Below are 23,990 nucleotides of genomic sequence, written 5' to 3' on the forward strand. Positions count from 1 at the left end.
CTCAGCGGCGGGCCAGCGCGTTCGCGCGGATCCTTTTGAGACGGTGCATGACGGCATCCTCATGACCGAAGTGCTCGTAGAGACGCGTGTACTCAGCGTAGAGTTCGTCGTATTCCGCGCTCGCCTCCGCCCGCGGTTCGTACACGGTCTGGGAGACTCCCGCCATCGCCCCAACCGCCGTTTCGACATCCGCGTAGACCCCCGCGGCGACGGCCGCGAAAATCGCCGATCCGTGGGCGCCCGCCTGCATGGTGCGGGCGGTGCGCAGCGGGCGGCGCGTGATGTCGGCGTACATCTGCATGAGGAACTCGTCCTTGAGGAGGCCGCCGGCGATGCGGATCTCCGTGACGGGGACGCCGTGCGCCTCGAAGTTCTCAATGATCCGACGCGCCCCGAAGGCCGTCGACTCGAGGTGGGCGCGGTACTGGTCCTCGGGTGTCGAGGCGAGAGTCTGCCCGATGATCATTCCCGTTGCCTTCGGATCCATGAGGATCGATCGATTGCCGTTCCACCAGTCGAGGGCGACGAGGCCGTGCTCGCCGATCCGCTGATCGGCGGCTTTGGCGCCGAGGATCCGGTGGACCGACACGTCCTGCGACCGCGCCTGTTCGAAGTAGTCGGCGGGGACGCAGTTGTCGATGAACCAGGCGAAGATATCGCCGACGGCGGACTGGCCCGCCTCGTAGGCCCATGCGCCGGCGCTGACGCCCCCGTCGACGACTCCGAAGACCCCGGGGACGTCCTCGAGAGTCGCCGACGGGAGGATCCAGCAGCTCGATGTGCCCAGGATGCCGGTGAGCTGGCCGGGTTCGACCGCTCCGACGGACACGCACTGCACGTGGGCGTCGATGTTACCGGTGGCGATCGCCACTCCGGCGGGAATACCGAAGACTGCGGCGTAGTCATCGGTGAGTCCGCCGATCCGATCCCCCAGCCGGGCGATCGGGTGGCTCATCTTCTCGACGAAGACGGAGCCGAATCCCGGGGCGAGCGCTTCGAGGAAGTCGGCGCTCGGATAGGCCCCGTCCTGATACATGCGCTTGTAGCCGGAGTCGGACGCCGAGTACGCGAGGGTGCCGGACAGTTCCCACGTGATCCAGTCGACGAGGTCGACGAACTCACCAGTCGCCGCATAGAGCCCTGGAGCCTTCTCGAAGGTCTCGAGGACTTTCGGGAGGAGCATTTCGGGTGAGAGGACGCCGCCGTATCTCGACAACCACCCCTCGCCCCGCTCACGGGCGAGGGAGACAATGCGGTCGGCCTGCTCAACGGCCCCGTGGTGCTTCCACAGCTTAAGGTAGGCATGGGGCTCATTGACGAACTCGGGGTATTCGCACATCGCAGTGCCCTGGTCATCGGTAGCGATCACGGTCGCCGAGGTCGCGTCGATGCCGATGCCGACGATGGAGGCGCCGCGCACGCCCGCCCTCTCGATGGCCGTCGGCACGGCCTCGCACATGGCGGCGAGATAGTCCCGGGGGACTTGGAGGGCGAAGTCGGGGGGCAGTGCCCGGCCGTCGCCGACAGTCAGGGAGCGATCCATGATGGGGGTCGCGTATTCGCTCACCGCATCGGCGATGACGCAGCCGTCGCTCACGCGGACGACGGCGGCGCGCACGGAGAGGGTGCCGAAGTCGAGGCCGAGGGTGTATGTCTGAGTGCGATCGTCATTGACCATGAGTCTTCCTTCATCAATGCCCCGGAGGGGCTCTTCCTGCATGCGCAGGCGGAGGGTGCGCTGTTGTGCGCCGTTGAGCGGGGCCCGTGGGCTCCGCTCGTATCAGGACTGTTCCGGGTGCGGGTGGGCGCCCCAGTAGCCGTCCGGGGCGAAGAGGCCGTCAACGACCTCCTCGAACATGCCCAGGTCGGTGAGGAGGTCGATGATCGTGTAGCGGGGGCGGATCATCTGAGCCTTGAAATGGGTCTGGCGGAAACGGTCCATATCGATCCCGATCATCTCGGGGTGATAGGGGGCTCCGACCGCTTTGAGGCGCGCCGCCGCCTCATCAGCGGTGATGAGCTGCGGGCGGACTCGTTCGACGATGCGCGGCCATGACTCACGGATCGCCCGCACGCGCTCACGCAGCTCATCGCCCGTGAGGTTCTTGAACACGGAGTGAGTGACCGCCTCCTGTGCGATCCGAGGGATGAGGAGGGCCCGCACGCGCGCCTCGATCTGCTCATCGGACTTCGCGGCGGCGACGATCGCCTCCGCGTCGACGGCGTCCATGTCGATGGCGAGTGCCCTCTCCCAGATCGCACATGATGCGACGGTGCCGATGCCGACCTTCATGCCGTGCGACAGGGGCGGCTCCCAGTCGAGGCCGTGACCCTCCATCTCCCACACGTGCGAGAACTGATGCCCCGCGCCCGAGGCGGGGCGCGACGATTGAGCCGCCTGCATTGCCAGGCCTGACATGATGTTGCCCTCGGCGAGGCCCCGGATCGCTTCGGGATCTCCCTCGCCGATCCTGCCCGGTTCTTTGAGCGCATCGGCGAGCGGGCCTTGCACGAGTCCCCACACGTAGTCGTCAATCGGTTCGATGCCCAGTTCATCGGCGATGATCCAGTCGGCGCCTGCGGGGATCTTCTCGATGAGATCGCCGTATCCGGTGGCGATGAGCCGTTTCGGGCAGGCTGCGATGACCCCCAGATCGGCGACGAGGGCGGCCGGGGCCGGGCAGTCACGCGTGATCTTGAAGCCGTCCTTGGAAATGGAGGCGCCGAAGGAGGCGTAGCCGTCGACCGAGGGCGCGGTGCACACATTCATATACGGGCGCCCCAACTCGCCCGAGGCGAGCTTCGCGATATCGTTGAGCGTGCCGGCCGCGATGGAGCAGACGACGGTGTTGTCCAGGGGGCGGATGTGCTCGCGCAGGATCTCGACATTGTCGTAGTCGGCGTACAGCGTCGGCGTCCCCGGGAAGATGTACGGCTCCTGCACCGACTCGACTCCCGCAGCCGCGAGCGAGGCGACGACTGCCCGGCCGGCGGCCGCGAATGTGTTGTCATCGGCAACGACCAGCGCCCTCGCTCCGGGGAACACCCGGGCGAACAGGTCGCCGGTCCGTTCGAGCACATTCATGCCGAAGATGATGTCCCTCGTGTCGGTCGCCGTCTCGAGGGCCCGTGTGATCAATGTACTTGACATGCGTCTTCGCCCCCCGTCACGCGACGTGATCGACCATCTCGTGGGAGAGGTCCCGCATCTGCGGGTACGTCTCCATGTACTTCTCGAAGTAGAACCGGTACTCCTCGTGGACATCCGCGCGTGGCTCGATGCGGTCCGTTTCACGCACCATGTACGCCGCCGCCTCCTGGATGCTGGAGTAGTGTCCCGCGCCGACCGCGGCGAGCATGCAGGATCCGAGGACCACTGCGTCGCCGACCTCGGTGAGTGTCACGGGCAGCCCAGTCACGTCGGAGTGCATCTGCATCCAGTCGCGGGACTTGGTGGCGCCGCCGCAGGCGACCAGTTCGGTCGATGTGAAGCCGGCGTCTTCGAAGGTCTTGAGCACGTGCGCGGTTCCGAAGCAGACTGCCTCCTCGATCGCGTGGTAGACCTGCTCCGGCGTGGTCCCCAGCGTAAGGCCCCACATGATGCCTCGGGCCTTGGAGTCGGTGTACGGCGTGCGGTTGCCCTGGAAGTACTCGTTGATGATGAGACCGTTCGATCCGGGGGGCATGTCGGCGACGCGTTCGTCCAAGATCTTGTAGGGGTTCATGCCGAGGCGCTCGGCTGCGCCGGTGAGATCGCGGCAGAAGTTGTCCTTGAACCATTTGAGCGTGGAGCCGGAGGATACGAGGCCGCCCTCGCAGGTGTACTGCCCGGGCAGGACGCCGTCGGTGTAGCCGCCGAAGAATCCCTCGCCGTGGAGGGGATGCGCGCTCTGACCGGTGATGACGTGGGAGGAACCGGTGATGATAGCGGTCTTGCCGGGCGAGACCACGCCGAGCCCGATCTGCCCCGCCCAGGCATCGGCGCACCCCTGTGCGACGGGTGTGCCGGGCAGAAGGCCGAGGTCGTGTGCGGCGGAGGGCGACAGCCCTCCGATCGGCGCGCCGAGGTCGACGACGCGTTCGGGGATCTTGTCGAAGACGTCGCCGCACCCGATGTGCTCGTAGAACTCGATCGGCCAGCCGCCCTCATCGCGGTTGTAGTACATGCGCAGCGCGGCGGAGTTGATATTGGCGGTCCACTCGCCGGTGAGCTTGTAGGTCAGCCAGTCCGGGGCGTCGACGAGGCGGTGGGCCCTCCTGTAGGTCTCGGGGTCGTTCTCGCGCAGCCATGCGGCCTTGAAGGGGTACCATTCCGCGGTGGCGGGCATCGTTCCGCCGCCGTTGTACAAGCGCGCCCAGTGGTCGATGGTCTCAGCGCGGGCGACCTGCTCAGTCGCCCGCACATCCATCCACATGATGGCAGGGCGCAACTCGTGTCCGCTCTCATCCATGGCCACGACGGTCATGGTCGTGGCGTCGTAGGAGATGCCCGCGATCTCGTGCGGCGCGATGCCTGTGTCCTCGAGGACCTTGCGGCTGGAGGCGATGATGGCGTCCCACCAGTCGGTCGGACTCTGTTCGGCCCATCCCGGGCGCGGGTGGTGCGTCGTGTACGGGGTCGCCGCGAATGCGATGGGGTGTCCTGCGAGGTCGAAGAGCGCGGCTCGGCACGACTCGGTGCCGTAGTCGAATCCCATCAGATACGGGCCTTCGTAGCCGGGAACAACCATGAGTGATCTCTTTTCGTCGGGCCACTGCGTCGTGGCGAATCGAAGTGTTTCATCGGGAGGATCAGATGAGGGGGTCGTTGTCCTCGGTCCAGCCGAGCTCATCCCAGATCCTCTTCGGGATGAGTCGGTCGACGCGGTCGAGGACGTGTGTGGGTCGCTGGCCTTCGGGCAGCGCGAGTGCCTCCTCGAGGGTCGATTCACCGGTGAGGGGCATGGCGGAGAACATCCCTGTGTTCACGGCCATCCGGATGTCGGTCATGATCCGGTCGCCGATCATGATGCAGTTGCGCGGGTCGACGCCGGCAGTGCCGAGGGCGGCTTCGGCCATCACGGGATTCGGCTTGCCCGCGACCATCTCGCAGGTGGTTCCCGTGCACGCTTCGATCGCTGCGACGATGGACGCGCAGTCGGGCTCTCCGCGTCCGCCCGGGAAGGGGCAGAAGCGATCGGGATTCGTCGCCACGAGGATGGCCCGCTTGTGGAACCAGATGGCGTCGAAGGCGATCTGGAGCTTGCGATAGTCGAAGGTCCGGTCATAGGACGCGACGACGATGTCGATCGTCTCAGGGTCGTCGCTCATCGGAATGCCCGCCTCGGTGAACGCGCGGATGAGCGGCTCTTCGGCGATCGGGAAGACGACCTGCCCGGGTTTGTTCTCGGTGAGCCAGCGGGTCATCGTGACAACGGTGTTGACGATCTCCCCGATCGGCGTGGGCATGCCCAGTCTCGCCAGTTTCTCGACGTACTGGGCGGGGTCCCTGGTCGGGTTGTTGGACAGGAAGCGTACGGGGATCGACCGGCGCCGCAGCTCCTCCACCAGGCGCTTCGCGCCCGGAAGGATATGGTCTCCGAGGTAGACGGTCCCATCCATGTCGAAGACGTATCCGTCGTAGAGGCGTTCGGGCCATGCGGTGAGGGCGACTGCGGCGGTCATGTCGTTGCCTTTCAGCGGGAGTGCGGGTCAGGCGATGAGGATCGCGCAGGAGACGACGAGAGTGTTCATCAACCAGATGACCGCGGCGGGCGGATCAATGTGAGTATCGCCGTGGGCGTAGGCGAGTCGGGCTGCGTACTCGCCGGCGAACCCTGCGATGACGCCGAAGAGGGCTCCGACGAGGACGGCGATGAACCCGGAGCCGGTCGCATTGAAAAATAGGACGGCCGCCAGGCCCGCGGTAATGGTCATGTGGTGAGTGACCGGGAACTTCATGCCCATTGCTACGAAGAAGATGCACACTGCGGAGATCGCGAACGGAATGACCTGCGCATTGGCGACGATGGCGGCCGGATTGGCGGAGTTGGGCGCGACGTAGCCGACGAGCATTGTGGCGATTCCTGCTGCGAGGAGCCCCGAAAAGCCAGAGACTGCGAGCAGCTGGCCGGGCCTCTCCTGCCAGTCGAGCCAACGAGTCGTGCCCTCGGGCTCGGTGATCGAGTGGAAGACGCCCGTCTTGCCGAACATGATGCGCACGAGGATGCCGGAGCAGACGACGGTGAAGGCGACGGAATCGGTGTGAGACCCGAACCAGGGGATGAGCGCGACGAGCTTCTGGAAGATGTAGCCGCCTGCGCCGAAGGCAGCGCCGACGAGGAGGACATCCGGGCGTCCGAGGCCGGCAAGGGGGCTGTTGACGTCCTTGCCGCCCGCTGTGAGGTAGCCCTTCTTCGCGGCGTAGGCCGCTGCTGCAACGCCGCCGGCGAAGGCGATATGAGGGCCGAACACCGGTCCGAAGGACACGTAGTCGAGGGCCGCGGTGGATCCTGTCGCCGCTGCGACGCCGAATCCGAGGAGGATGGTGACGCCGGTGAAGGAGAATGCGAAATTCGCGCCGATCATAGCGCCGAAAGCGCCTCCGGCCAAGGCGAGCAGGAGCCAGAAGGCGTCCATATTCGCGAAGGTGATCAATGCATCAGGTGTCATGTCTTCGTCCTTGAAGATCGGGGCTGGGGATCGGTCCCATCAGCTCATTGGGATGGTGCGAGCCGTCCTCCCGCGGGAGGGGTCGGGCGCCGTCCGTGCTCGCATTACGAACGGCACCCATGATCAGGGTCCGTCAGCGGTCGACGGGCGAGGAAGGCGCGCGACCGGAGTCGTACGCATCGAGGGCGGCCACCTTCGGAGCGGACGGGGACGACGGATCGAACTCGTATCCGAGCCATTCCTTGGTGAGGCGCCGAGCGAGTTCGATGCCGATGACGCGCTGGCCGAAGGTGAGGACCTGCGCGTCATTCGACAAGACAAGTCGTTCGACGGAGAAGGAATCGTGGGCGACGGACGCGCGAATCCCGGGCACCGTGTTGGCGGCCATGGCCACGCCCATTCCCGTTCCGCAGACGAACAGGCCGCGATCGGCCGCCCCGTCGGCGATCATCCGGGCGGCCTTGACGGCGACGTGCGGGTAATCGATATCCTCGCCGGGGGCGACGCCCGCATCGATGACCTCATCGACACGGGGATCGGCCTCAAGGTCCTTCTTGAGTATGTCTTTGTAGTCCACTCCCGCAGAATCGGCTGCGACAACGATCCTGAATCCCATGGCGCCTCCTTGTCGGCTCGTGTCGCGAGCCGTTGGAATCCGGCTCGTCGTCACGCGATGACGTCCAGTCTTCCAAAGGAATCGGCGCCGACGAGTGCCGTGCACCCAGGTGCGGAGCGCACTCCCGCGCACTTTTGTTGCACGGTCGTACCGGGAGCGGAATGAGGCTACGCTGTGCACCCCGTGCGATCCCCTTCGCGTCCCCGCGGATCGCCGCTGCGGGCAACCGGGGCGCGGCGCCCTGCAGGCCGACGACCCCGGTCACGTAAATCAGTGAATGCGCAGGGGCCCCGCGGGTGAGTTCCCGCGGGGCCCCTGCGCCTCAATGCCGCCGCAGCGACTCAGGCCCGATTCACTTGATGAAGCCGAGCTCCTTGACAGCGTCGTACTCTTCCCGGAGGGCCTTGATGTTGTGGTCAATGCCGCCGCGGGTCGCCTCGGAGATCTCCAGTCCGTCGACGATCTGCCACTCGCCGCCGTCAGAGGTGACGGGGAAGCCGTAGCACAAGCCTGCGGGGACACCGTAGTGCGTACCATCGGACATGACGCCGGCGGTCACCCACTCGCCTTCGGACGTACCGTGAATCCACGAGTACATGTGGTCGATCGCAGCATTCGCAGCGGAGGCCGCCGAGGAGGCGCCTCGCGCCTCGATGATGGCGGCGCCGCGCTTAGCGACGACCGGACGATAGGTCTCGGTGAGCCACGCCTCGTCGACGAGCTCGGCGGCGGGTGTGCCGGCGACGGTCGCGTAGGACACATCCGGGTACTGGTCGGCGGAGTGGTTGCCCCACACGACGACGTTCTTGATGTCAGCGACGGCGGCGCCGGTCTTGTGGGCGAGCTGCGCGACGGCGCGGTTGTGGTCGAGGCGCATCATCGCGGTGAAGCGGCCTGCCGGGACATCCGGGGCCGCATTCTGGGCGATGGTGGCGTTGGTGTTGGCAGGATTGCCGACGACGAGGACGCGCACGTCATCCGCAGCGCCATCATTGATCGCCTTGCCCTGTGGGCCGAAGATGCCCGCATTGGCTTCGAGCAGGTCAGCGCGCTCCATTCCCTGGCGGCGCGGCATCGCACCCACGAGGTAGGCGACGTTGCTTCCCTCGAATGCCTTGGTGGCGTCGTCGAAGATCTCCACGCCTGCAAGGGTTGGGAATGCGCAGTCGTCGAGCTCCATTGCGGTGCCCTCTGCAGCCTTGACCGCCTGGGGGATTTCAAGGAGGTGGAGTTTGACGGGTACATCAGGACCGAAGAGCTGTCCGGATGCGATACGGAACAGCAGGGCGTAGCCGATATTGCCGGCCGCGCCGGTGACGGTGACGATGCGGGGTTCTGCCATGATGCGGCACTCCATTCATAGTGATCAACGGCGCCGGGCATCGGCGCCGACTAGTGGCGGTATCGACCGCTCACTGTTGTTCTAAGCCTAAAGCCGAGGGTGCCCGGGATGCACGGCTAGCAGTCCCAATGGCCATTAGTGCTGCGCGTGATCTGGGCCATGGTTAAAGTTGATCCATCTGCTCATATCATTCGCCGGGTTCTTTGAAGGGGCTGTCACATGGGCGCGAAGAAGGATCGTAAGAGGGCGAAGGCCGAAGAGAGGGCTCGTGCGAAAGCAATCGCCCGCTCGAAGAGGATCAGCGAGGATGCGCGGTCGTCCTCGAAGAAGCCGGGCGGCTGGATCCAAGATCCGCGCGAGGTGCTGTCCATCGGCCCCGACTTCACTCTCACCGGTTTCACGCGGGATGCGACACCAGGATGGTCCGGGTCTGAGAAGAAGAGCCTGAAGGTTCTCGCGGCGCGGGGAGCCGAGTTCTCCGAGCTTCAAGAGCGCCTCTACGCCGCATCCAAAGAGGGCGCATCCGATTCCGTCCTGCTCATTCTGCAGGGACTCGATACTGCCGGAAAGGGCGGTATCGTCCGCCACGTCATCGGGCAGGTTGATCCGCAGGGCATCGCCCTCGCCGCTTTCAAGGCTCCCAGCGAGGAGGAGCGGGCCCACGACTTCTTGTGGCGTATCCGCCCCCGCCTGCCCCGCGCGGGGTACATCGGCGTCTTCGACCGCTCGCACTATGAGGACCTCCTCGTGCCGACTGCGCTCGCCCTCACCGGCGAGGAGTCCGCGTTCATCGCCTCCGAGGACGAACTCAACCGCCGATACCACGATATCTACGAGATGGAGGCAGAGGCGACCCGTACGGGCATGAGGATCGTCAAAGTCTGTCTCGTCGTCTCCTACAGGGAACAGGGGAAACGCCTTGCCGAGCGCCTCGAGAGGGCGGATAAGCAGTGGAAGTTCTCAATGGGCGATCTCGATACGCGCACGCACTGGGATTCCTACCAGGAGGCGTATTCGGAGGTGTTGCGCCGCACATCGACCCGTGTGGCGCCATGGTATGTTGTCCCCGCGGATCACAAGTGGTACGCGCGCCTTGCAGTGCAAGAACTCCTCGTTCGCACGTTGGAGGACGTCGACCCGCAGTGGCCCGCAGCAGATTTCGATGTGGACGAGGCGAAGCGCCGCCTTGCGACCACGACCTCTCCCGAGGCGCTGCGCCTCCATTCCGATGAGCACCTCGCCGCAGCGCGGGTCGCTGCGAAAGGAGAGCGCGGCACGGACGATCACATCGCCGTCGAGGCGATGAGTCCCCTCACCGACTTCGTCCCCTGACGGGGCCGCGCGATCGCGGGCCCCGTCAGTTGATGAGTCAGGCGCGGTTGGCGCGGTAGAACTCGATGAGACTGCGCGTCGAAGAGTCCTGAGCGTCCAGCGCGTCTCCATTGCCCTCGATCGCAGGGAGGATCTGCTTGGCGAGGACCTTGCCGAGCTCGACGCCCCACTGGTCGAAGGAGTCGATGCCCCACACGGCGCCCTGGACGAAGGTGATGTGCTCATACAGGGCGATGAGTTGGCCGAGCACCGACGGCGTCAGACGGGCGGCCATGAGTGACGTGGTCGGGCGATTGCCGTCGAAGACGCGTGCCGCGACGATGTGCTCGGGCGTGCCTTCGGCGCGAACCTCGTCGGAGGTCTTGCCGAAGGCGAGGGCCTTCGTCTGCGCGAAGAAGTTCGACAAGAACAGCTCATGCATATCCGCGCCCCCATCCGACAAAGGCCACGTCGGATTCGCGAAGGCGATGAAATCGCAGGGGATCATCTTCGTGCCCTGGTGGATGAGCTGGTAGAAGGCGTGCTGACCATTCGTGCCGGGCTCGCCCCAGAAGACCTCGCCGGTGTCGTAGGTGACGGGGGCCCCGTCCCTGCGCACCGACTTGCCATTGGACTCCATGGTGAGCTGCTGGAGGTAGGCGGGGAAACGGTGGAGGTACTGCGAATACGGCAGGACCGCGTGGGTGTCCGCGCCGAGGAAGTTCGAGTACCACACGTTGATCAGGCCCATGAGGAGGGGAACATTGTCCCGGGCAGAGGCCTGGGCGAAGTGGCGGTCCATCGTGTGGAAGCCGTCGAGGAACTCGGCGAAGCGATCGGGTCCGATCGCCACGGCCAGCGATGCGCCGACCGCGGAGTCGACGGAGTAGCGGCCCCCGACCCAGTTCCAGAATCCGAAAGCGTTATCGGGGTCAATGCCGAACTCCGCGACCTTGTCGAGGGCGGTCGACACGGCGACGAAGTGCTTGGCGATCGCCTCCTTTACGCCCGCCTCATCGGCGATGATGCCACGGTCGCGCAGGACGGAGAGGAACCAGTCGCGCACAACCTTCGCGTTGGTAATGGTCTCCAGGGTCGTGAAGGTCTTGGAGGCGACGATGACGAGCGTGGTCTCGGGATCCAGGTCCTTCGTGGTCTCCCCGGCATCCGTCGGGTCGATATTGGAGATGAAGCGGCATTCGAGGCCGGAGCGCACATAGGGCTTGAGGGCCTCATACGCCATGACGGGGCCCAAGTCGGAGCCGCCGATTCCGACGTTGACGATCGTTGCCACCGGCTTGCCGGTGATGCCCGTCCACTCCCCCGAGCGGACGCGCTCGGCGAAGTCGTAGACCTTCGCGAGGACGTCGTGGACGTCCTCGATGGCGTCGTGTCCGTCAACGACGAGAGTGTCGTCGCTGGGGCGGCGCAGCGCCGTGTGCAGGACCGCCCGATCCTCGGTGACGTTGATGTGGGCGCCTGCGAGCATCTGGTCGCGCAATTCGAGCACCCGGGTCTGTTCGGCAAGGGCGAGCAGGTCTTCGAGGACATCCTCGGTGATGAGGTTCTTCGACAGGTCGACGTGCAGGTCGCCCGCAGTCCTTGTCCACTTCGCCGCGCGCTCGGGGTCGGCGTCGAACCATGCGCGCAGGTCGGGGTCGAATTCGTCGGCGTGTGTGTCCAGTGCCTCCCAGGCTGGGGTCATTGTCGGGTCGATCGCGGGGAATTCACTCATTATGCGTGTCTCCTTGTCAGTCAGCGTCTGTCACGCATCGGCGTCGGCGATAGAGATCGGTAGGGCCATTGTCCCACTATTGCGCATGGAGACAATCCGCTGGATCGGAGTGAGCTCGCGCCACCACTGGTCGAAGGGCCTGCGGTTGGAGATATCGAGGTCGTCGAACATGTTCTTCACCAGCCTGGCCTCGATCTTGTTGCGGACCTGTCCGATGTACACCCCCTCGGCCTCGCCGCGTGTGAACTGGTTCTGAAGGTGGTCGAGTGCCCGGTTGGCCAGCCGTGTGGCCAACAGGCGATCGAAGGGGCTCGGTGCGCCGCCCTGCTGGAGGTGCCCGAGGGCGGAGTTGCGCACGTCGTACTTGCCGTCGGCCTCGGCCTCGTACACGGAGGCGAGGAACTCCCTGTTGTAGAACTTCGACATTGCCTCGTTGACGAGGACGAGGAACAGCCTGCGGCCCTCATCGAAGCTGTCGACCATGCGGGAGGTGTCTTCCGCAATCTGCTCAAGGGTGACGTCGTCCTCGTTGAGGTACATGTACTCAGCGCCGGAAGCGAGGGCGGACATGAGGGTGAGGTAGCCGCAGCGGCGCCCCATGAGTTCGGCCACGAAACAGCGCTTAGTCGCAGCCGCGGATTCCTTGATCCTGTCGAGGGCCCACACCGCGTTGTTGAGAGCGGTGTCGGCGCCGATGGACAACTCCGATCCGGGCAGGTTGTTGTCGATTGACGCCGGGACGAGGACCATGGGGATGCGGAACGCGGGGTACCGGTCCCTTTCGGAGGTCATCGCATGAACCGCGAGGTAGGCGTTGAGACCTCCGATGACGATGAGCGCATTGATGTCGTTGCGCTCAATAGCGCGCCCGAGGGCGTAGAACTGCTCAATCTCGGGGACCTCCCTCTTGGTGCCGAGTTCCGCACCGCCCTTGAACGCCCATCCCTCGACGTCGCCCCAGGTGAGTTCCCGGACGCGGTTATCGGCGAGGCCCTTCCAGGACCCGTCGATTCCGAGCATCGTCCAGCCGCGGGCGATGCCCAGGCGCACGGCCGCCCGTGCGGCCGTATTCATACCCGGTGCGAGGCCGCCCGCGTGCAGGATCGCGATGCGCTGCGGGGTGCCCGAGGGTTCGGGAGTGAGTTGAGGAGGGGTGGAGAGGATGTCGTTGACTCCGACCATCGCGGAGAAGGAGGGGCCTCGGGATGCCTGAGCAGCGGAGAAGTCCCCGGCGGCGATGAAGTCCTTGACGGCGCGGGTATCGGCGACCGCCTTCATCAGTGGAATGCGGGTGACGCGGTTGTGGCGCACTCCGAGGATGAAGGGCACATCGTCGGCTGTACGGGTGAGGATCTCCTGGACGGCCGCATAGCCGAGCAGCGAGGACATCCACCGGTCGTAGGCAGAGGGCGAGCCGCCGCGCTGTACATGGCCGAGGATGGTGACGCGCGCATCTTCACCGGTCTTCTCAGTGATGGCGTCGGCGATGTGCTGAGTCGTGAGAAGGTTGCCGTCGCGGTCGGTAGCACCCTCAGCGACGAGGACGATCGACTCGCGGCGCCCCGCCTCGCGTCCGAGGCGCAGATGTTCGGCGAGGTCGTCCTCCCAGCCGGGTCCCGCGGGATTCTCGGGGGTGAAGACGTAGTCGGCTCCGCCCGCCACGGCCGCCATGAGCGGCAGGTATCCGCAGTGGCGCCCCATCACTTCAACGACGAATGTGCGCTGGTGGGATGCGGCGGTGGATGTGAGTTGGTCGAGGGCGTCGACGATGCGGTGAAGGGCGGTATCCGCGCCGATTGTCATATCGGTACCGACCATGTCGTTGTCGATGGAGCCGACGAGGCCGACGACAATGAGCGCGGGGTGTGCTGCTGCCTCTTCTTCGCTGATGACGCCCTCGTCGACGAGCTCACGCACGTGCTGGGGCCATTCCGTGCGGAACTCGTTGGTGCCGGAGAGGGAGCCGTCGCCGCCGATGACGACGAGCCGGTCTATTCCGTGTTCGAGCAGGTGCTTCGCCGCCGCGTGCCGCCCCTCGTATTCGCGGAATTCCGGGCAGCGGGCCGTGCCGATGACCGTTCCCCCTTCGGAGAGGATCGATGAGACGTCGGACCATCCGAGCTTCTTGACCGAGTCCCCGCCCTTAACGGCCCCTGCCCATCCTTCGAGGACGGCGTAGGGCTGGGCCCCGACGGCGAGCGCGGTGCGGACGACTGCGCGCACCGCTGCGTTCATGCCCTGTGCATCGCCGCCGGATGTGAGGACGCCGATCCGAAAGTCGCTGGTCGCGGTGAGTGTCGCTGGTATCGTCATGGGAAGTCGCTCCATTCTGCGAGTGCGCGCCCCCATGCGCGCACTATGCCCCTAGTCTATTGCGCTACGCTCACAGGTCCAGTGCCATATGCGGGTGCCCGGCTGCGATTGCAGCCGGGCACCCGGGAGTCTCACGGCATCGGGCACGACGTACCCGCTGTCCGCTGCCCTCTCATCGAAGGGGGATATCGACGAATTGACCCGTTTCATCGCCCACTCGCAATGCCGTGAATGTCTCATCGCGGGGCACCTCGTAGACGATGTTCCCGGTCACGCTCTGCCCGGGTGATATGACGGTGTCGCGCGCGAAGATGTCGTCGGGGCCCAAGACACTCGCGCTGCCTTCGAACCAGCCGCGGGTTGTACCGGATTCGGATACGAGGTCGAGGTCCATGGAGAGGTAGTTCCCGTTAGCCCCGCTGGTTCCCCGGTATGTCACTGTCAGGTGAACCATCGTGTAGACATTGCCGGTCCCCGCAGGCTCGTTCCCGACATAGGCGGCGGCCACGTCGGCGGTGGCGTCCGGCGTGTAACCGTCGACGTGCACCTCCCAATCTCCGACGCTGGCCGTCTGATCCAGAGAGATCTTCTCGCTGATCGAGGGCAATGCAGTCGAGGGATCAGTCGTCGACGGCGAGGTGGTCGGGGGGTTGGATGTGAAGGGATCAGTCGTGGTCTCGACTGCCTTCATGATCGAATTGACGACGAAGCCGAGCGCCACGAACCCGCCGATCAAGACCACTGCGACGGCGATCAGGATCCCGACAATCAGGCCCGTATTGCTCTTCTTCGCAGGAGCGGCTCCCACCGGCGGAACGACGCCCATCGGTCGCCCCTGCGCATGGGGCTGCTGGCCCTGAGCGTAGGGCTGTTGGCCGGGGAGCGGCACCTGCTGGGCGGAACCCGGGACGGGCGCCTGCTGAGCCGATGCGGACGACACCTGGGAGGGCTGTGCCCAACCGGGTTGCGGCACAGCATAGGGATTCGTTGGAACTGCGGGCTGCGATGACGGCTGCCCCGTCGGGGGTTGCATCGGTTGTTCGGGGGATGACACGGGTTGCGACCACTGCATCCCCTCTGGTCCTTGAGCGCCAGACTGGGAGCCGTAGCGCGGATCATTCGTCGACATTGTTTTCCTCATCTCGATCACAATTGACGCATCCCTACGATTATCCCTTGTCAAGGGGCTTTCCGGCTGCGATTCGGAACGCGCGATGTCCGGGTAGCACTCTCGGATGCGCCGACCGCCCCCGTTGCGCCTTCAACGGCGCCGAGGGCGGCGTGTGAAGCGGTCAGTCCGTCTGGTTCGCTGCCGCGGAGGCGGAGAGTTCCTCCTGGGAGACGACGCCCTCAACGGAGACCTTGTCGAGGTAGGCCATGCCGTCGAAGGAGAGCTCGCGGGTGTTCTCAGGATCTGCCTCTGCACCGATCTTGCCGCCGGCGAGACGATCGACGACGATTGCAATTGCTCCGTCGCCCGTGACATTGGTGGCTGTGCCGAAGGAGTCGAGAGCGATGTAGGTGGCGATCATGAGCGCGACCTGCGCATCGGAGAAGCCGAGCATGGAGGACAACAGGCCCGTTGCCGCCATAATCGCACCGCCGGGGACGCCGGGCGCGGCGACCATGGTGATACCGAGCATGAAGATGAAGCCGACCCACTGGACGAGGGAGACGTTGATCCCCTGGGTGAAGGCGATCGCGAAGGCGAAGGCGAAGATCTTCGAGGTCGAGCCCGCGAGGTGGATGGTGGCGCACAACGGAACCGTGAAGGATGCGACGGCGTCAGACACGCCGTTCTTCTTCGCCTGGCGCAGGGTGACGGGGATCGTCGCCGCCGAGGAGGATGTGCCCAGAGCCGTCAGGTAGGCGGGCATCATCGTCACGAGTGCCGTGAAGGGATTCTTCCTGCCGATCGCACCGGCCGTGAGGTACTGGCTGAGGAGGATGACAACCTCGAGAAGGAGGACGACCACGACGACACGGACCAGGGTCTTCATGATCTCCCACGCCTCACCGGTATAGGTGAGGTTGAGGAAGATGCCAAAGATGTGCAGCGGCAGGAGTGGGATGATGATGCGCTCAATGAGCTTCGTGATGATGGCGCGGAACTCGATGAAGCCCTTGCGCAGCACGCCGCGGGGCACCATGGCAAGCCCGATGCCGACAACGAAGGAGAGCAGCAGCGCCGTCATTACGGGAACCGCGGCCGGCATCTCCACCGTGAAGTAGGTGTCGAGAGCGGATCCGGGTTCTGCGACATCATCGAGAGTCGAGCCCGTCAACAGAACAGGAAAGACGGATGCGCACGCCAGGTAGGTGATGAAACCGGAAAAGAGGGTCGATCCGTAGGCGATCGCCGCGGTGACCCCCAGCCACTTGCCAGCGCCGCGACCGAGGTCGGCAATGGCGGGGGTGACGAGGCCGATGATGATGAGCGGGATCGAGAAGGAGAGGAACTGGCTGAACAGCGTCGAGAAGGTCGCGAAGACGCGCCCGACGGACTGCGGAACCAGATGGGTGTCCCCAATGGTGATCGAGCCGAGTACAAGGGCGAGGATGATCGCGGTCAGCACCCAGAAGAGAATGCCGGTCTTTTCGATAAACGTGCGCATGTGAAGTCCTTGCGTCAAAACGACGGATGGGTACGGTCAAGAATGCCTAATGTCCAAATTATGGCGCTAACGAGCCCACATCGCGGGCACTGGGCGCCCGTTCAACAGATGATGCGGGGTGCGGTGGGAGCCCACGGCACCCCGCATCACGCGGGCTCAGGCAAGTGCCGCCGCGAGGTTCTCGTCGAGAACGGTGAGGAACTGCTCGGTGGTGAGCCACTCGGTGTCGGGGCCGATAAGGATGGCAAGGTCCTTCGTCATCTGTCCGCCCTCGACGGTCGAAATGACGACATTCTCAAGGCTCTGGGCGAAAGCAGCGACCTCGGGGGTGTTGTCGAGCATCCCCCTGTGGGCGAGCCCGCGCGTCCACGCGAAGATCGACGCGATCGGGTTCGTCGACGTCGGGTTGCCCGCCTGGTGCTGACGGTAGTGGCGGGTCACCGTACCGTGGGCGGCCTCGGCCTCCATGGTGCGCCCGTCCGGCGTCACGAGGACGGAGGTCATGAGCCCGAGAGAGCCGAAACCCTGGGCGATGGTGTCGGACTGCACGTCGCCGTCGTAGTTCTTGCACGCCCACACGTAACCGCCCTCCCACTTGAGGGCGGAGGCGACCATGTCGTCAATGAGGCGATGCTCGTAGGTGAGGCCCGCCGCGTCGAAGCGCTCCTTGTATTCGCGTTCGAAGACGTCGGCGAAAATGTCCTTGAATGCGCCGTCGTAGGCCTTGAGGATCGTGTTCTTCGTCGACAGGTACACGGGGTATCCGCGTTTGAGGCCGTAGGCGAAGGAGGCGCGGGCGAAGTCGGCGATCGACTCGTTGAAGTTGTACATGCCCATGGTAACGCCCCCGCCCTCGGGAATGCGCACGACCTCGTGCTCGATCGGCTCGGACCCGTCATCGGGCGTGAAGGTGAGGGTGACGGTCCCTGCGCCCGGGACCTTGAAGTCGGTCGCCTTGTACTGGTCGCCGAATGCGTGGCGGCCCACCACGATGGGTTTCGTCCAGCCGGGGACCAGGCGGGGTACATTGCGCATGATGATCGGCTCGCGGAAAACCACGCCGCCGAGGATATTGCGGATAGTGCCATTGGGGCTTGTCCACATGCTCTTGAGGCCGAACTCTTCGACGCGCGCCTCATCGGGGGTGATGGTCGCGCATTTGATGCCGACGCCGTGCTCCTTGATGGCATTCGCGGCGTCGATCGTCACCTGATCGTCGGTGGCGTCGCGGTTCTGAATCGACAGGTCGTAATAGCGCAGGTCGATATCGAGATAGGGGTGGATGAGTCGCTCTTTGATGAACTGCCAGATGATCCGCGTCATTTCATCGCCGTCGAGTTCGACGACCGGGCCTTCAACCTTGATCTTCGACATGAGTCCTCCGCTGTGATCCGGGCGAGGGTCCGCCCGGGGCATTATTCGTCACTCGCAGAGTACTGGAAAGAGGCGCCGGAGGCTGGGCTCATCCATGATGCCGGGGCGACGATCAGGTGAGCCCCATCGTTGCCGTGTATTCGGCGAAGTACCAGATGAGCAGGGAGAGGGCCGTGTAGACGGCTGCGTCGAGGAGGCGATTGCGGGAGGCGAACCAGGGGCGGCCTGGGATTGCGAGGCGCGCGACGGCCAACACGATGAGAGTCCCCGAAATGACGAGGACCGCCCGGTGCGGGTGGTTAAGCGCCGCACTGATCGCAGCCACCGCGACTGAGACGACGGCGAGGACGAGCGTCGCCCAGTGCCACCACGGCGTCGGCGCTTCGACTGTGTTGTTGTCGCTCACGCATTCAAGGGTAGTTGTTGGGAACATTCATCACATCTCTGGCTGGCACCCGCGAGTCCCAGCAGCGTTACGATGTTCATGCGGCGAGACGAGCCGCGAACGTTTTCATCAAAAAGGAGCCTCCGTGACTTCCCGCTACATCGTTGTAGGGCCCGGTTCAGCTGATGCCGCACGCGCCTTCGCAGATGACCTCACTGAACTACTCGCACAGTCCGGCACTGTCGCCCGTCTGGGAGCCCTCGAGTCGCAGAGCGCCTCCGCAGTAGCGGCCTCTCCTCTCACTGCTCTTCCCGCGGTCCTCGAAGCCGTCCGCGCGGTCGATGCCGATGCAGTCGTCATTGACGGAGTGGACGAGATCGACGCTCGCACCTTCGACGCCATCGGCTGGGATCTCGATCTCGCAGCGAGCGCGCAGACGGGCGTGATCCTCGTCCTTGACGCCGAAGGCGTCTCCGCTGATCTCCTCTCCCACGAGATCAGCGTTTTTGCATCCCGCGCACGCGCACACGAGGCGACACTCAGCGCCGTCGCGCTCCCCCGCGCCATCGCCGGCCTCGTCGAGTCTGAGGTCCCGGTCATCGCATTGCCCGCCGACGACGCCCCCGCGATCCTCGCCGATGCTCCCAAGGCGCGCGCCGTCACTCCCCTCGCCTTCCAGGCGGACCTTATCGACCGCGCACGGGCCGACCGCAAGCGCATCGTCCTGCCCGAGCCCGAGGACGACCGGGTGCTCCTCGCCGCAGCCGAGGTGCTCGCCCGCGGCATCGCCGATGTCATCCTCGTCGGCGACGCCGATCAGGTGGCCGACCGCGCCGGGGAACTCGGCATCGATCTGAGCGCCGCGCGCATCGTCTCCGTCGACGACCCCGAGCTTCGCGTCAAGTACGCCGAAGAGTTCGCGCGCCTGCGCGCCAAGAAGGGCGTCACCCTGGAGCAGGCGCACGCCAAAGTCGCCGATGTCTCGTACTTCGGCACGATGATGGTGCATATGGGCGACGCCGATGGCATGGTCTCGGGTGCCGCGCACACGACAGCGCACACGATCGTCCCCTCCTTCCAGATCATCAAGACCGCTCCGGGCGTGTCGATCGTCTCCTCGATCTTCCTCATGCTCATGAAGGATCGTGTCTGGGCTTTCGGCGATTGCGCCGTCAACCCGAACCCGACGCCCGAGCAGCTCGCCGATATTGCGATCTCCTCGGCGAAGACCGCCGCCCAATTCGGCGTCGCCCCGAAGGTCGCGATGCTGTCCTATTCGACCGGCGACTCGGGTTCCGGCCCGGACGTCGACGCCGTCATCGAGGCGACCCGCCTCGCCCGGGAGAAGGCCCCCGAGCTCGCGATCGAAGGGCCGATCCAGTTCGACGCAGCCGTCGACGCAGCCGTTGCCGCGAAGAAGCTGCCCGACTCCGCGGTTGCCGGACGGGCCACCGTATTCGTGTTCCCTTCGCTCGAAGCTGGCAATATCGGCTACAAAGCGGTACAGCGCTCGTCCGGCGCAGTCGCAGTCGGCCCCGTCCTCCAGGGCCTCAACAAACCGGTCAACGACCTGTCGCGCGGCGCCCTCGTCGACGACATCGTCAACACCGTTGCCCTCACCGCCGTCCAGGCGCAGGGCTGACCGCCCGGCGGGGGCCTGGGCAGGCCCCCGCTCTTCCATCCCCTCGCTCACTCGTCCCGCTCTGAAAGGCCTCAGCGTGTCCCAGACCGTCCTCGTCATCAACTCCGGCTCCTCCTCCATCAAGTACCAGCTCGTCGACCCCGCGACCGGCGACGCCCTCGCCAAGGGTCTCGTTGAGCGCATCGGCGACCCGATGGGGGCTATCAAGCACGCCAATGGTGCATCTGTCACCGAAGAGGACCTGCCCGTTCCGGACCACACCGTCGGCATGCGAGAGGTCCTGCGCTGTTTCGACGAGCAGGGCCCCGCCCTCGATGAGGCGGGCATCGTGGCCGTCGGCCACCGCATCGTTCAGGGCGGCAAGTACTTCGACGGCCCCGCCCTCATCACCGATGAGATCCGCGACCGCATCGAGCAGCTCTGCCCGCTCGCCCCCCTGCACAATCCCGCCCACCTCAAGGGCATCGACGTCGCACGCGCACTCATGCCCGACATCCCCCACGTCGCCGTCTTCGACACCGCCTTCTTCCAATCCCTCCCGGACAGGGCCGCGACCTACGCGATCAATACCGAAGTCGCCGAGAAGTACTCGGTTCGCCGCTACGGCGCGCATGGAACGTCTCACCAGTTCGTGTCGAAGGAGATCTCGGCGATGCTGGGCCGCGGTGATCTCAAGCAGATCGTCCTCCACCTCGGCAACGGCGCCTCGGCCTCCGCGATCAAGAACGGCAAGGCCATTGACACGTCGATGGGCCTCACTCCCCTGGAGGGGCTCGTCATGGGCACCCGCACCGGGGATATCGACCCGGCGACGGTGTTCCACCTGGCGCGCCAGGCCGATATGTCCATTGATGAGATCGACACCCTGTTCAACAAGAAGTCCGGCATGAAGGGCATGACCGGTGAGTCCGATATGCGCTCCGTGTGGGCAATGATCGCCGACTCGTCGGATCCTCAGCGCCAGCACCGCGCCCGCGTCGCCATGGATGTGTACATCAACCGTCTCCTCAAGTACGTGGGCGCCTACACCGCTGAACTCGGGGGTCTCGACGTCATCACATTCACCGCCGGGATCGGCGAGAACGACTGGAGAGTCCGTCGTGAGCTCGCCGAAGCGCTCGCACCCTTCGGCGTGAAGATCGACGTGGAAAAGAACGAGGGGCGCATCGGCGAGCCCCGCATCGTGTCGGCATCGGATTCGACGGTGACGCTCGTCGTCTTCCCGACGAATGAGGAACTCGCGATCGCCCGCCAGGCCCTCACCCTCGTGTGAGCGCCCCTCGACGCGCTATTGCCCCGCCGCCCCCGCTGAGCGTCCCGCTTGTCGCGCAGTTCAGCGGGGGCGGTGGGCGATAGGGGCGAATCCTTCGCACACTGCCGCGTGCCTTTGTCGGCGATAATGGCACCGACCCCATGAGGAGGAACCGTGAACTTCCATTCGCTCTACGACCAGGGCTTCGCGCGCGTCGCCACCGCAACTATTCCCGTTCACCCTGCCCAGCCCGATCTCAACGCCCGCGAGGTGATTTCGGTGGCGCGCGAGGCCGATGAGTGCGGCACGGCCCTCGTCGTCTTCCCCGAACTGTGCCTGTCCGGGTATGCGATCGACGATCTCCTCCTCCAAGACGTCCTCCTCGACGAGGTCGACGCCGCGATCGGGCGGATCGCGGCCGCGAGCGCCGAGTTCGCGCCGATCCTCATCGTCGGCGCGCCGATCCGCCATGGCGGCGCCCTGTACAACTGCGCGGTGTCGATCCACCGCGGCCGGGTCCTCGCACTGAGCCCCAAGCTCCATCTGCCGAACTACCGGGAGTTCTACGAGAAGCGCCACTTCACCACCCCCGGCCCCTCCACCCCCGCCAGCATCGACGCCTCCGCGTGGAATCGCGCATCGCACGGCGCCGACGCTCCCATCCCCTTCGGCCCGGTTCTCATCGAGGCCGGGGACGTGCCCGGCCTCGTCATCTCCCCCGAGATCTGCGAGGACATGTGGGTGCCGGTGGCCCCCTCATCGATCGCGGCCCTGAGCGGTGCGACCGTGATCGCGAATCTGTCGGCCTCGCCCATCACGGTGGGAAGAGCGGAGGATCGCCGTCTCATGGTCCGCTCGGCTTCTTCGCGTCTTCACGCCGCCTACCTGTACTGCGCGGCTGGCGAGGGCGAGTCGACGACGGACCTGGCGTGGGACGGCCAGACGATGATCTACGAGTGCGGGGATCTGCTCGCCGAGGGAGAGCGCTTCGTCGCGGGGGCCCGCCAGATCACGATCGCGGATATCGACCTCGACAGGCTCGTATCCGAGCGGATGCGCCAGGGCTCTTTCTCAGACAATGCAGACCGCTTCGCATCTCGCACGACGGATGTTCCGGCGACGGTCCGCGTGCGGCTCGACCCGCCGCGGGGCGATCTGGGGCTCATGCGCCCCGTCGATCGTTTCCCCTTCGTCCCCGACGATCCCGAGCGCCTCGCTCAGGACTGCTTCGAGGCCTACAGCATCCAGGTTGCGGGCCTCATCCAGCGCCTGCGTGCGATCGGGAATCCGAAGGTGGTCATCGGCGTGTCCGGAGGCCTCGATTCGACCCATGCACTCATCGTCGCAGCCCGCGCCATGGACCTACTCGGCCGCCCTCGTACCGACGTCCTCGCGTACACGATGCCCGGATTCGCGACCTCGGACCATACGAAGTCCAATGCGCTCGCCCTATGCGAGTCCCTCGGCATCCCCTGCGAAACCATCGACATCCGCCCGGCAGCCCGCCAGCTCCTCGCCGATATGGGCCACCCCTATGCTGAGGGCGCCGATGTCTACGACGTGACCTTCGAGAATGTGCAGGCGGGCCTGCGCACCGACTACCTCTTCCGCATCGCGAATCATCGTGGCGGCATCGTCGTGGGAACGGGTGACCTGTCGGAGCTGGCGCTGGGCTGGTGCACCTACGGGGTCGGCGACCAGATGAGCCACTACGCGGTGAACACCGGTGTCCCGAAGACGATGATCCAGCACCTCATCCGATGGGTCGTCTCGTCGGGTCAGTTCTCCGCTCAGGCGGGCGAGGTCCTGAACCGGATCCTCGACCAGGAGATCTCCCCCGAGCTGGTCCCCGTCAAGCCCGGCGAGAAGATGCAGTCGACACAGGACATGATCGGCCCCTACAACCTTCAAGACTTCACGCTTTTCCACGTGCTGCGCCGCGGCGCGCGCCCCTCGAAGATCGCCTTCCTCGCCGAGAAGGCGTGGGCGGATGCAAGCAGGGGCGAATGGCCTCAGGGTTTCCCCGAGGCCGAACGGGTCTCCTACAGCCTGGAAGAGATTGTGAAGTGGGAGAAGCTGTTCCTCAGGCGCTTTTTCTCCCAGCAGTTCAAACGCTCCGCGTTGCCGAACGGCCCGAAGGTTATAGCGGGTGGCTCGCTGTCGCCGCGCGGGGACTGGAGGATGCCTTCGGATGCGTCGGCGAGCCGCTGGATTGCAGAATTGGAGGCGTCGCTCACGGGCGTGCCATCTTCTGGGATCGACGCACGCGATGAGGGGGCGGGCGCATGAGTCTGCTCGGAGTGCTCGGCGCCGTTGTTTTCACCGTCCTGGCACTTCTCAACGCCTATGCGGCGGTGGCGGGGCGCAATAGGAGGATGCCTCCGGGCTCGGTACTGGGGATGCGCTCCCCACGATTTCAGACCTCGCGTGAAGCGTGGGATCTCGCGCATGAGGCGGCGTGGCCGATTCATGCGATGGCGGCGGCCGTCGCCGCGTTCCATGCCCTGGGCTGCGTCATTGCGGGGGTCCTTATGGGCGCCGATGGCATCGCGTTCGTGAGGATCCTCGTCGTCATGGGGGCGCTTGTCATGATCCTCTTGCGCATTGTGGCGACGAGGGCGGCCACGGCTCAGGTGGCGCGTCTCGACGACGAGGACGAGTCCGCAGACGAGGAGGAGTTCTCAGGCTGATGCGCTGCATCGGAGGGGTACTGAGACTCCCACAAAGAGGCGTTCACACTGGTCACGCTCTATT

The 23,990-nt window shown here is 65.4% G+C and carries 18 protein-coding genes; 5 read left to right on the forward strand and 13 right to left on the reverse strand.

What is annotated here, in order from left to right:
- Position 1: 1 nt before the first annotated feature.
- The 7 genes from BQ7471_RS03245 to BQ7471_RS03275 form a co-directional block, all read right to left on the reverse strand.
- A complete protein-coding gene (locus BQ7471_RS03245) occupies positions 2–1,678 on the reverse strand; it encodes a ribulokinase (RefSeq protein ID WP_076464161.1) in 1,677 nt (558 codons plus the stop codon).
- A 102-nt stretch (positions 1,679–1,780) separates the two neighbouring features.
- Positions 1,781–3,151 (reverse strand): sn-glycerol-1-phosphate dehydrogenase, encoded by a 1,371-nt coding sequence (locus BQ7471_RS03250; protein WP_076464163.1) that lies wholly within the window; start codon positions 3,149–3,151, stop codon positions 1,781–1,783.
- A 16-nt stretch (positions 3,152–3,167) separates the two neighbouring features.
- Entirely contained in the window at positions 3,168–4,730 is a 1,563-nt protein-coding gene (locus BQ7471_RS03255; RefSeq protein WP_076464164.1) for an FGGY-family carbohydrate kinase, read from the reverse strand.
- Positions 4,731–4,791: 61 nt separating this feature from the next.
- Entirely contained in the window at positions 4,792–5,664 is an 873-nt protein-coding gene (locus tag BQ7471_RS03260; RefSeq protein WP_076464166.1) for an HAD-IIA family hydrolase, read from the reverse strand.
- Between the two features lie 27 nt (positions 5,665–5,691).
- The gene (locus BQ7471_RS03265) at positions 5,692–6,651 is read right to left on the reverse strand and encodes a DUF7973 family transport facilitator (RefSeq protein WP_076464168.1); all 960 of its coding nucleotides are present in this window, start codon (positions 6,649–6,651) and stop codon (positions 5,692–5,694) included.
- A gap of 133 nt (positions 6,652–6,784) precedes the next feature.
- Positions 6,785–7,267 carry a ribose-5-phosphate isomerase gene (locus BQ7471_RS03270; protein ID WP_076464169.1) on the reverse strand — a complete coding sequence of 161 codons (483 nt, stop codon included), beginning with the start codon at positions 7,265–7,267 and terminating at the stop codon, positions 6,785–6,787.
- A gap of 352 nt (positions 7,268–7,619) precedes the next feature.
- Positions 7,620–8,609 (reverse strand): malate dehydrogenase, encoded by a 990-nt coding sequence (locus BQ7471_RS03275; protein ID WP_076464424.1) that lies wholly within the window; start codon positions 8,607–8,609, stop codon positions 7,620–7,622.
- Between the two features lie 219 nt (positions 8,610–8,828).
- Between BQ7471_RS03275 and BQ7471_RS03280 the strand changes: the two genes are divergently transcribed.
- On the forward strand, positions 8,829–9,941 hold the full coding sequence (locus BQ7471_RS03280) for a PPK2 family polyphosphate kinase (RefSeq protein WP_076464171.1): 1,113 nt from the start codon (positions 8,829–8,831) through the stop codon (positions 9,939–9,941).
- Between the two features lie 37 nt (positions 9,942–9,978).
- Here the strand turns inward: BQ7471_RS03280 and pgi are convergent, their stop codons facing one another.
- The 6 genes from pgi to BQ7471_RS03310 all read right to left on the reverse strand — a co-directional run bounded on the left by pgi (position 9,979) and on the right by BQ7471_RS03310 (position 18,363).
- Positions 9,979–11,655: a glucose-6-phosphate isomerase gene (gene pgi / locus BQ7471_RS03285; RefSeq protein WP_076464173.1), complete on the reverse strand. Its 1,677-nt coding sequence runs from the start codon at positions 11,653–11,655 to the stop codon at positions 9,979–9,981.
- A 30-nt stretch (positions 11,656–11,685) separates the two neighbouring features.
- Positions 11,686–13,968, reverse strand: coding sequence for a 6-phosphofructokinase (locus BQ7471_RS03290; protein WP_407922675.1), 2,283 nt, complete (start codon positions 13,966–13,968; stop codon positions 11,686–11,688).
- 172 nt (positions 13,969–14,140) lie between these two features.
- Positions 14,141–15,097, reverse strand: coding sequence for a DUF4352 domain-containing protein (locus BQ7471_RS03295; RefSeq protein WP_076464174.1), 957 nt, complete (start codon positions 15,095–15,097; stop codon positions 14,141–14,143).
- Between the two features lie 163 nt (positions 15,098–15,260).
- On the reverse strand, positions 15,261–16,583 hold the full coding sequence (locus BQ7471_RS03300) for a dicarboxylate/amino acid:cation symporter (RefSeq protein ID WP_076464176.1): 1,323 nt from the start codon (positions 16,581–16,583) through the stop codon (positions 15,261–15,263).
- Between the two features lie 156 nt (positions 16,584–16,739).
- The gene (locus tag BQ7471_RS03305) at positions 16,740–17,957 is read right to left on the reverse strand and encodes an NADP-dependent isocitrate dehydrogenase (RefSeq protein WP_076464177.1); all 1,218 of its coding nucleotides are present in this window, start codon (positions 17,955–17,957) and stop codon (positions 16,740–16,742) included.
- 112 nt (positions 17,958–18,069) lie between these two features.
- Positions 18,070–18,363 carry a DUF3017 domain-containing protein gene (locus tag BQ7471_RS03310; RefSeq protein ID WP_076464179.1) on the reverse strand — a complete coding sequence of 98 codons (294 nt, stop codon included), beginning with the start codon at positions 18,361–18,363 and terminating at the stop codon, positions 18,070–18,072.
- Positions 18,364–18,487: 124 nt separating this feature from the next.
- Here BQ7471_RS03310 and pta point away from each other — a divergent pair, with 124 nt between their 5' ends.
- The 4 genes from pta to BQ7471_RS03330 all read left to right on the forward strand — a co-directional run bounded on the left by pta (position 18,488) and on the right by BQ7471_RS03330 (position 23,926).
- Complete coding sequence (pta, locus tag BQ7471_RS03315) at positions 18,488–19,984, forward strand: phosphate acetyltransferase (protein ID WP_076464180.1); 1,497 nt, start codon at positions 18,488–18,490, stop codon at positions 19,982–19,984.
- A 76-nt stretch (positions 19,985–20,060) separates the two neighbouring features.
- Positions 20,061–21,257 (forward strand): acetate/propionate family kinase, encoded by a 1,197-nt coding sequence (locus BQ7471_RS03320; protein WP_076464182.1) that lies wholly within the window; start codon positions 20,061–20,063, stop codon positions 21,255–21,257.
- A 153-nt stretch (positions 21,258–21,410) separates the two neighbouring features.
- Positions 21,411–23,525: an NAD(+) synthase gene (locus tag BQ7471_RS03325; RefSeq protein ID WP_076464183.1), complete on the forward strand. Its 2,115-nt coding sequence runs from the start codon at positions 21,411–21,413 to the stop codon at positions 23,523–23,525.
- The gene (locus BQ7471_RS03330; protein ID WP_076464185.1) at positions 23,522–23,926 is read left to right on the forward strand and encodes a hypothetical protein; all 405 of its coding nucleotides are present in this window, start codon (positions 23,522–23,524) and stop codon (positions 23,924–23,926) included. Before BQ7471_RS03325 ends, BQ7471_RS03330 begins: the two co-directional genes overlap by 4 nt.
- The last annotated feature ends 64 nt before the right edge of the window (positions 23,927–23,990 follow it).

The organism is Actinomyces mediterranea, assembly GCF_900155595.1.
Lineage (GTDB): Bacteria > Actinomycetota > Actinomycetes > Actinomycetales > Actinomycetaceae > Pauljensenia > Pauljensenia mediterranea.

Bases quoted from the DNA above. Each gene is read 5' to 3' on its own strand.
- BQ7471_RS03245 (WP_076464161.1), bottom strand. From the start codon at position 1,678: ATGGTCAATGACGATCGCACTCAGACATACACCCTCGGCCTCGACTTC.
- BQ7471_RS03250 (WP_076464163.1), bottom strand. From the start codon at position 3,151: ATGTCAAGTACATTGATCACACGGGCCCTCGAGACGGCGACCGACACG.
- BQ7471_RS03255 (WP_076464164.1), bottom strand. From the start codon at position 4,730: ATGGTTGTTCCCGGCTACGAAGGCCCGTATCTGATGGGATTCGACTAC.
- BQ7471_RS03260 (WP_076464166.1), bottom strand. From the start codon at position 5,664: ATGACCGCCGCAGTCGCCCTCACCGCATGGCCCGAACGCCTCTACGAC.
- BQ7471_RS03265 (WP_076464168.1), bottom strand. From the start codon at position 6,651: ATGACACCTGATGCATTGATCACCTTCGCGAATATGGACGCCTTCTGG.
- BQ7471_RS03270 (WP_076464169.1), bottom strand. From the start codon at position 7,267: ATGGGATTCAGGATCGTTGTCGCAGCCGATTCTGCGGGAGTGGACTAC.
- BQ7471_RS03275 (WP_076464424.1), bottom strand. From the start codon at position 8,609: ATGGCAGAACCCCGCATCGTCACCGTCACCGGCGCGGCCGGCAATATC.
- BQ7471_RS03280 (WP_076464171.1), top strand. From the start codon at position 8,829: ATGGGCGCGAAGAAGGATCGTAAGAGGGCGAAGGCCGAAGAGAGGGCT.
- pgi (WP_076464173.1), bottom strand. From the start codon at position 11,655: ATGAGTGAATTCCCCGCGATCGACCCGACAATGACCCCAGCCTGGGAG.
- BQ7471_RS03290 (WP_407922675.1), bottom strand. From the start codon at position 13,968: ATGACGATACCAGCGACACTCACCGCGACCAGCGACTTTCGGATCGGC.
- BQ7471_RS03295 (WP_076464174.1), bottom strand. From the start codon at position 15,097: ATGTCGACGAATGATCCGCGCTACGGCTCCCAGTCTGGCGCTCAAGGA.
- BQ7471_RS03300 (WP_076464176.1), bottom strand. From the start codon at position 16,583: ATGCGCACGTTTATCGAAAAGACCGGCATTCTCTTCTGGGTGCTGACC.
- BQ7471_RS03305 (WP_076464177.1), bottom strand. From the start codon at position 17,957: ATGTCGAAGATCAAGGTTGAAGGCCCGGTCGTCGAACTCGACGGCGAT.
- BQ7471_RS03330 (WP_076464185.1), top strand. From the start codon at position 23,522: ATGAGTCTGCTCGGAGTGCTCGGCGCCGTTGTTTTCACCGTCCTGGCA.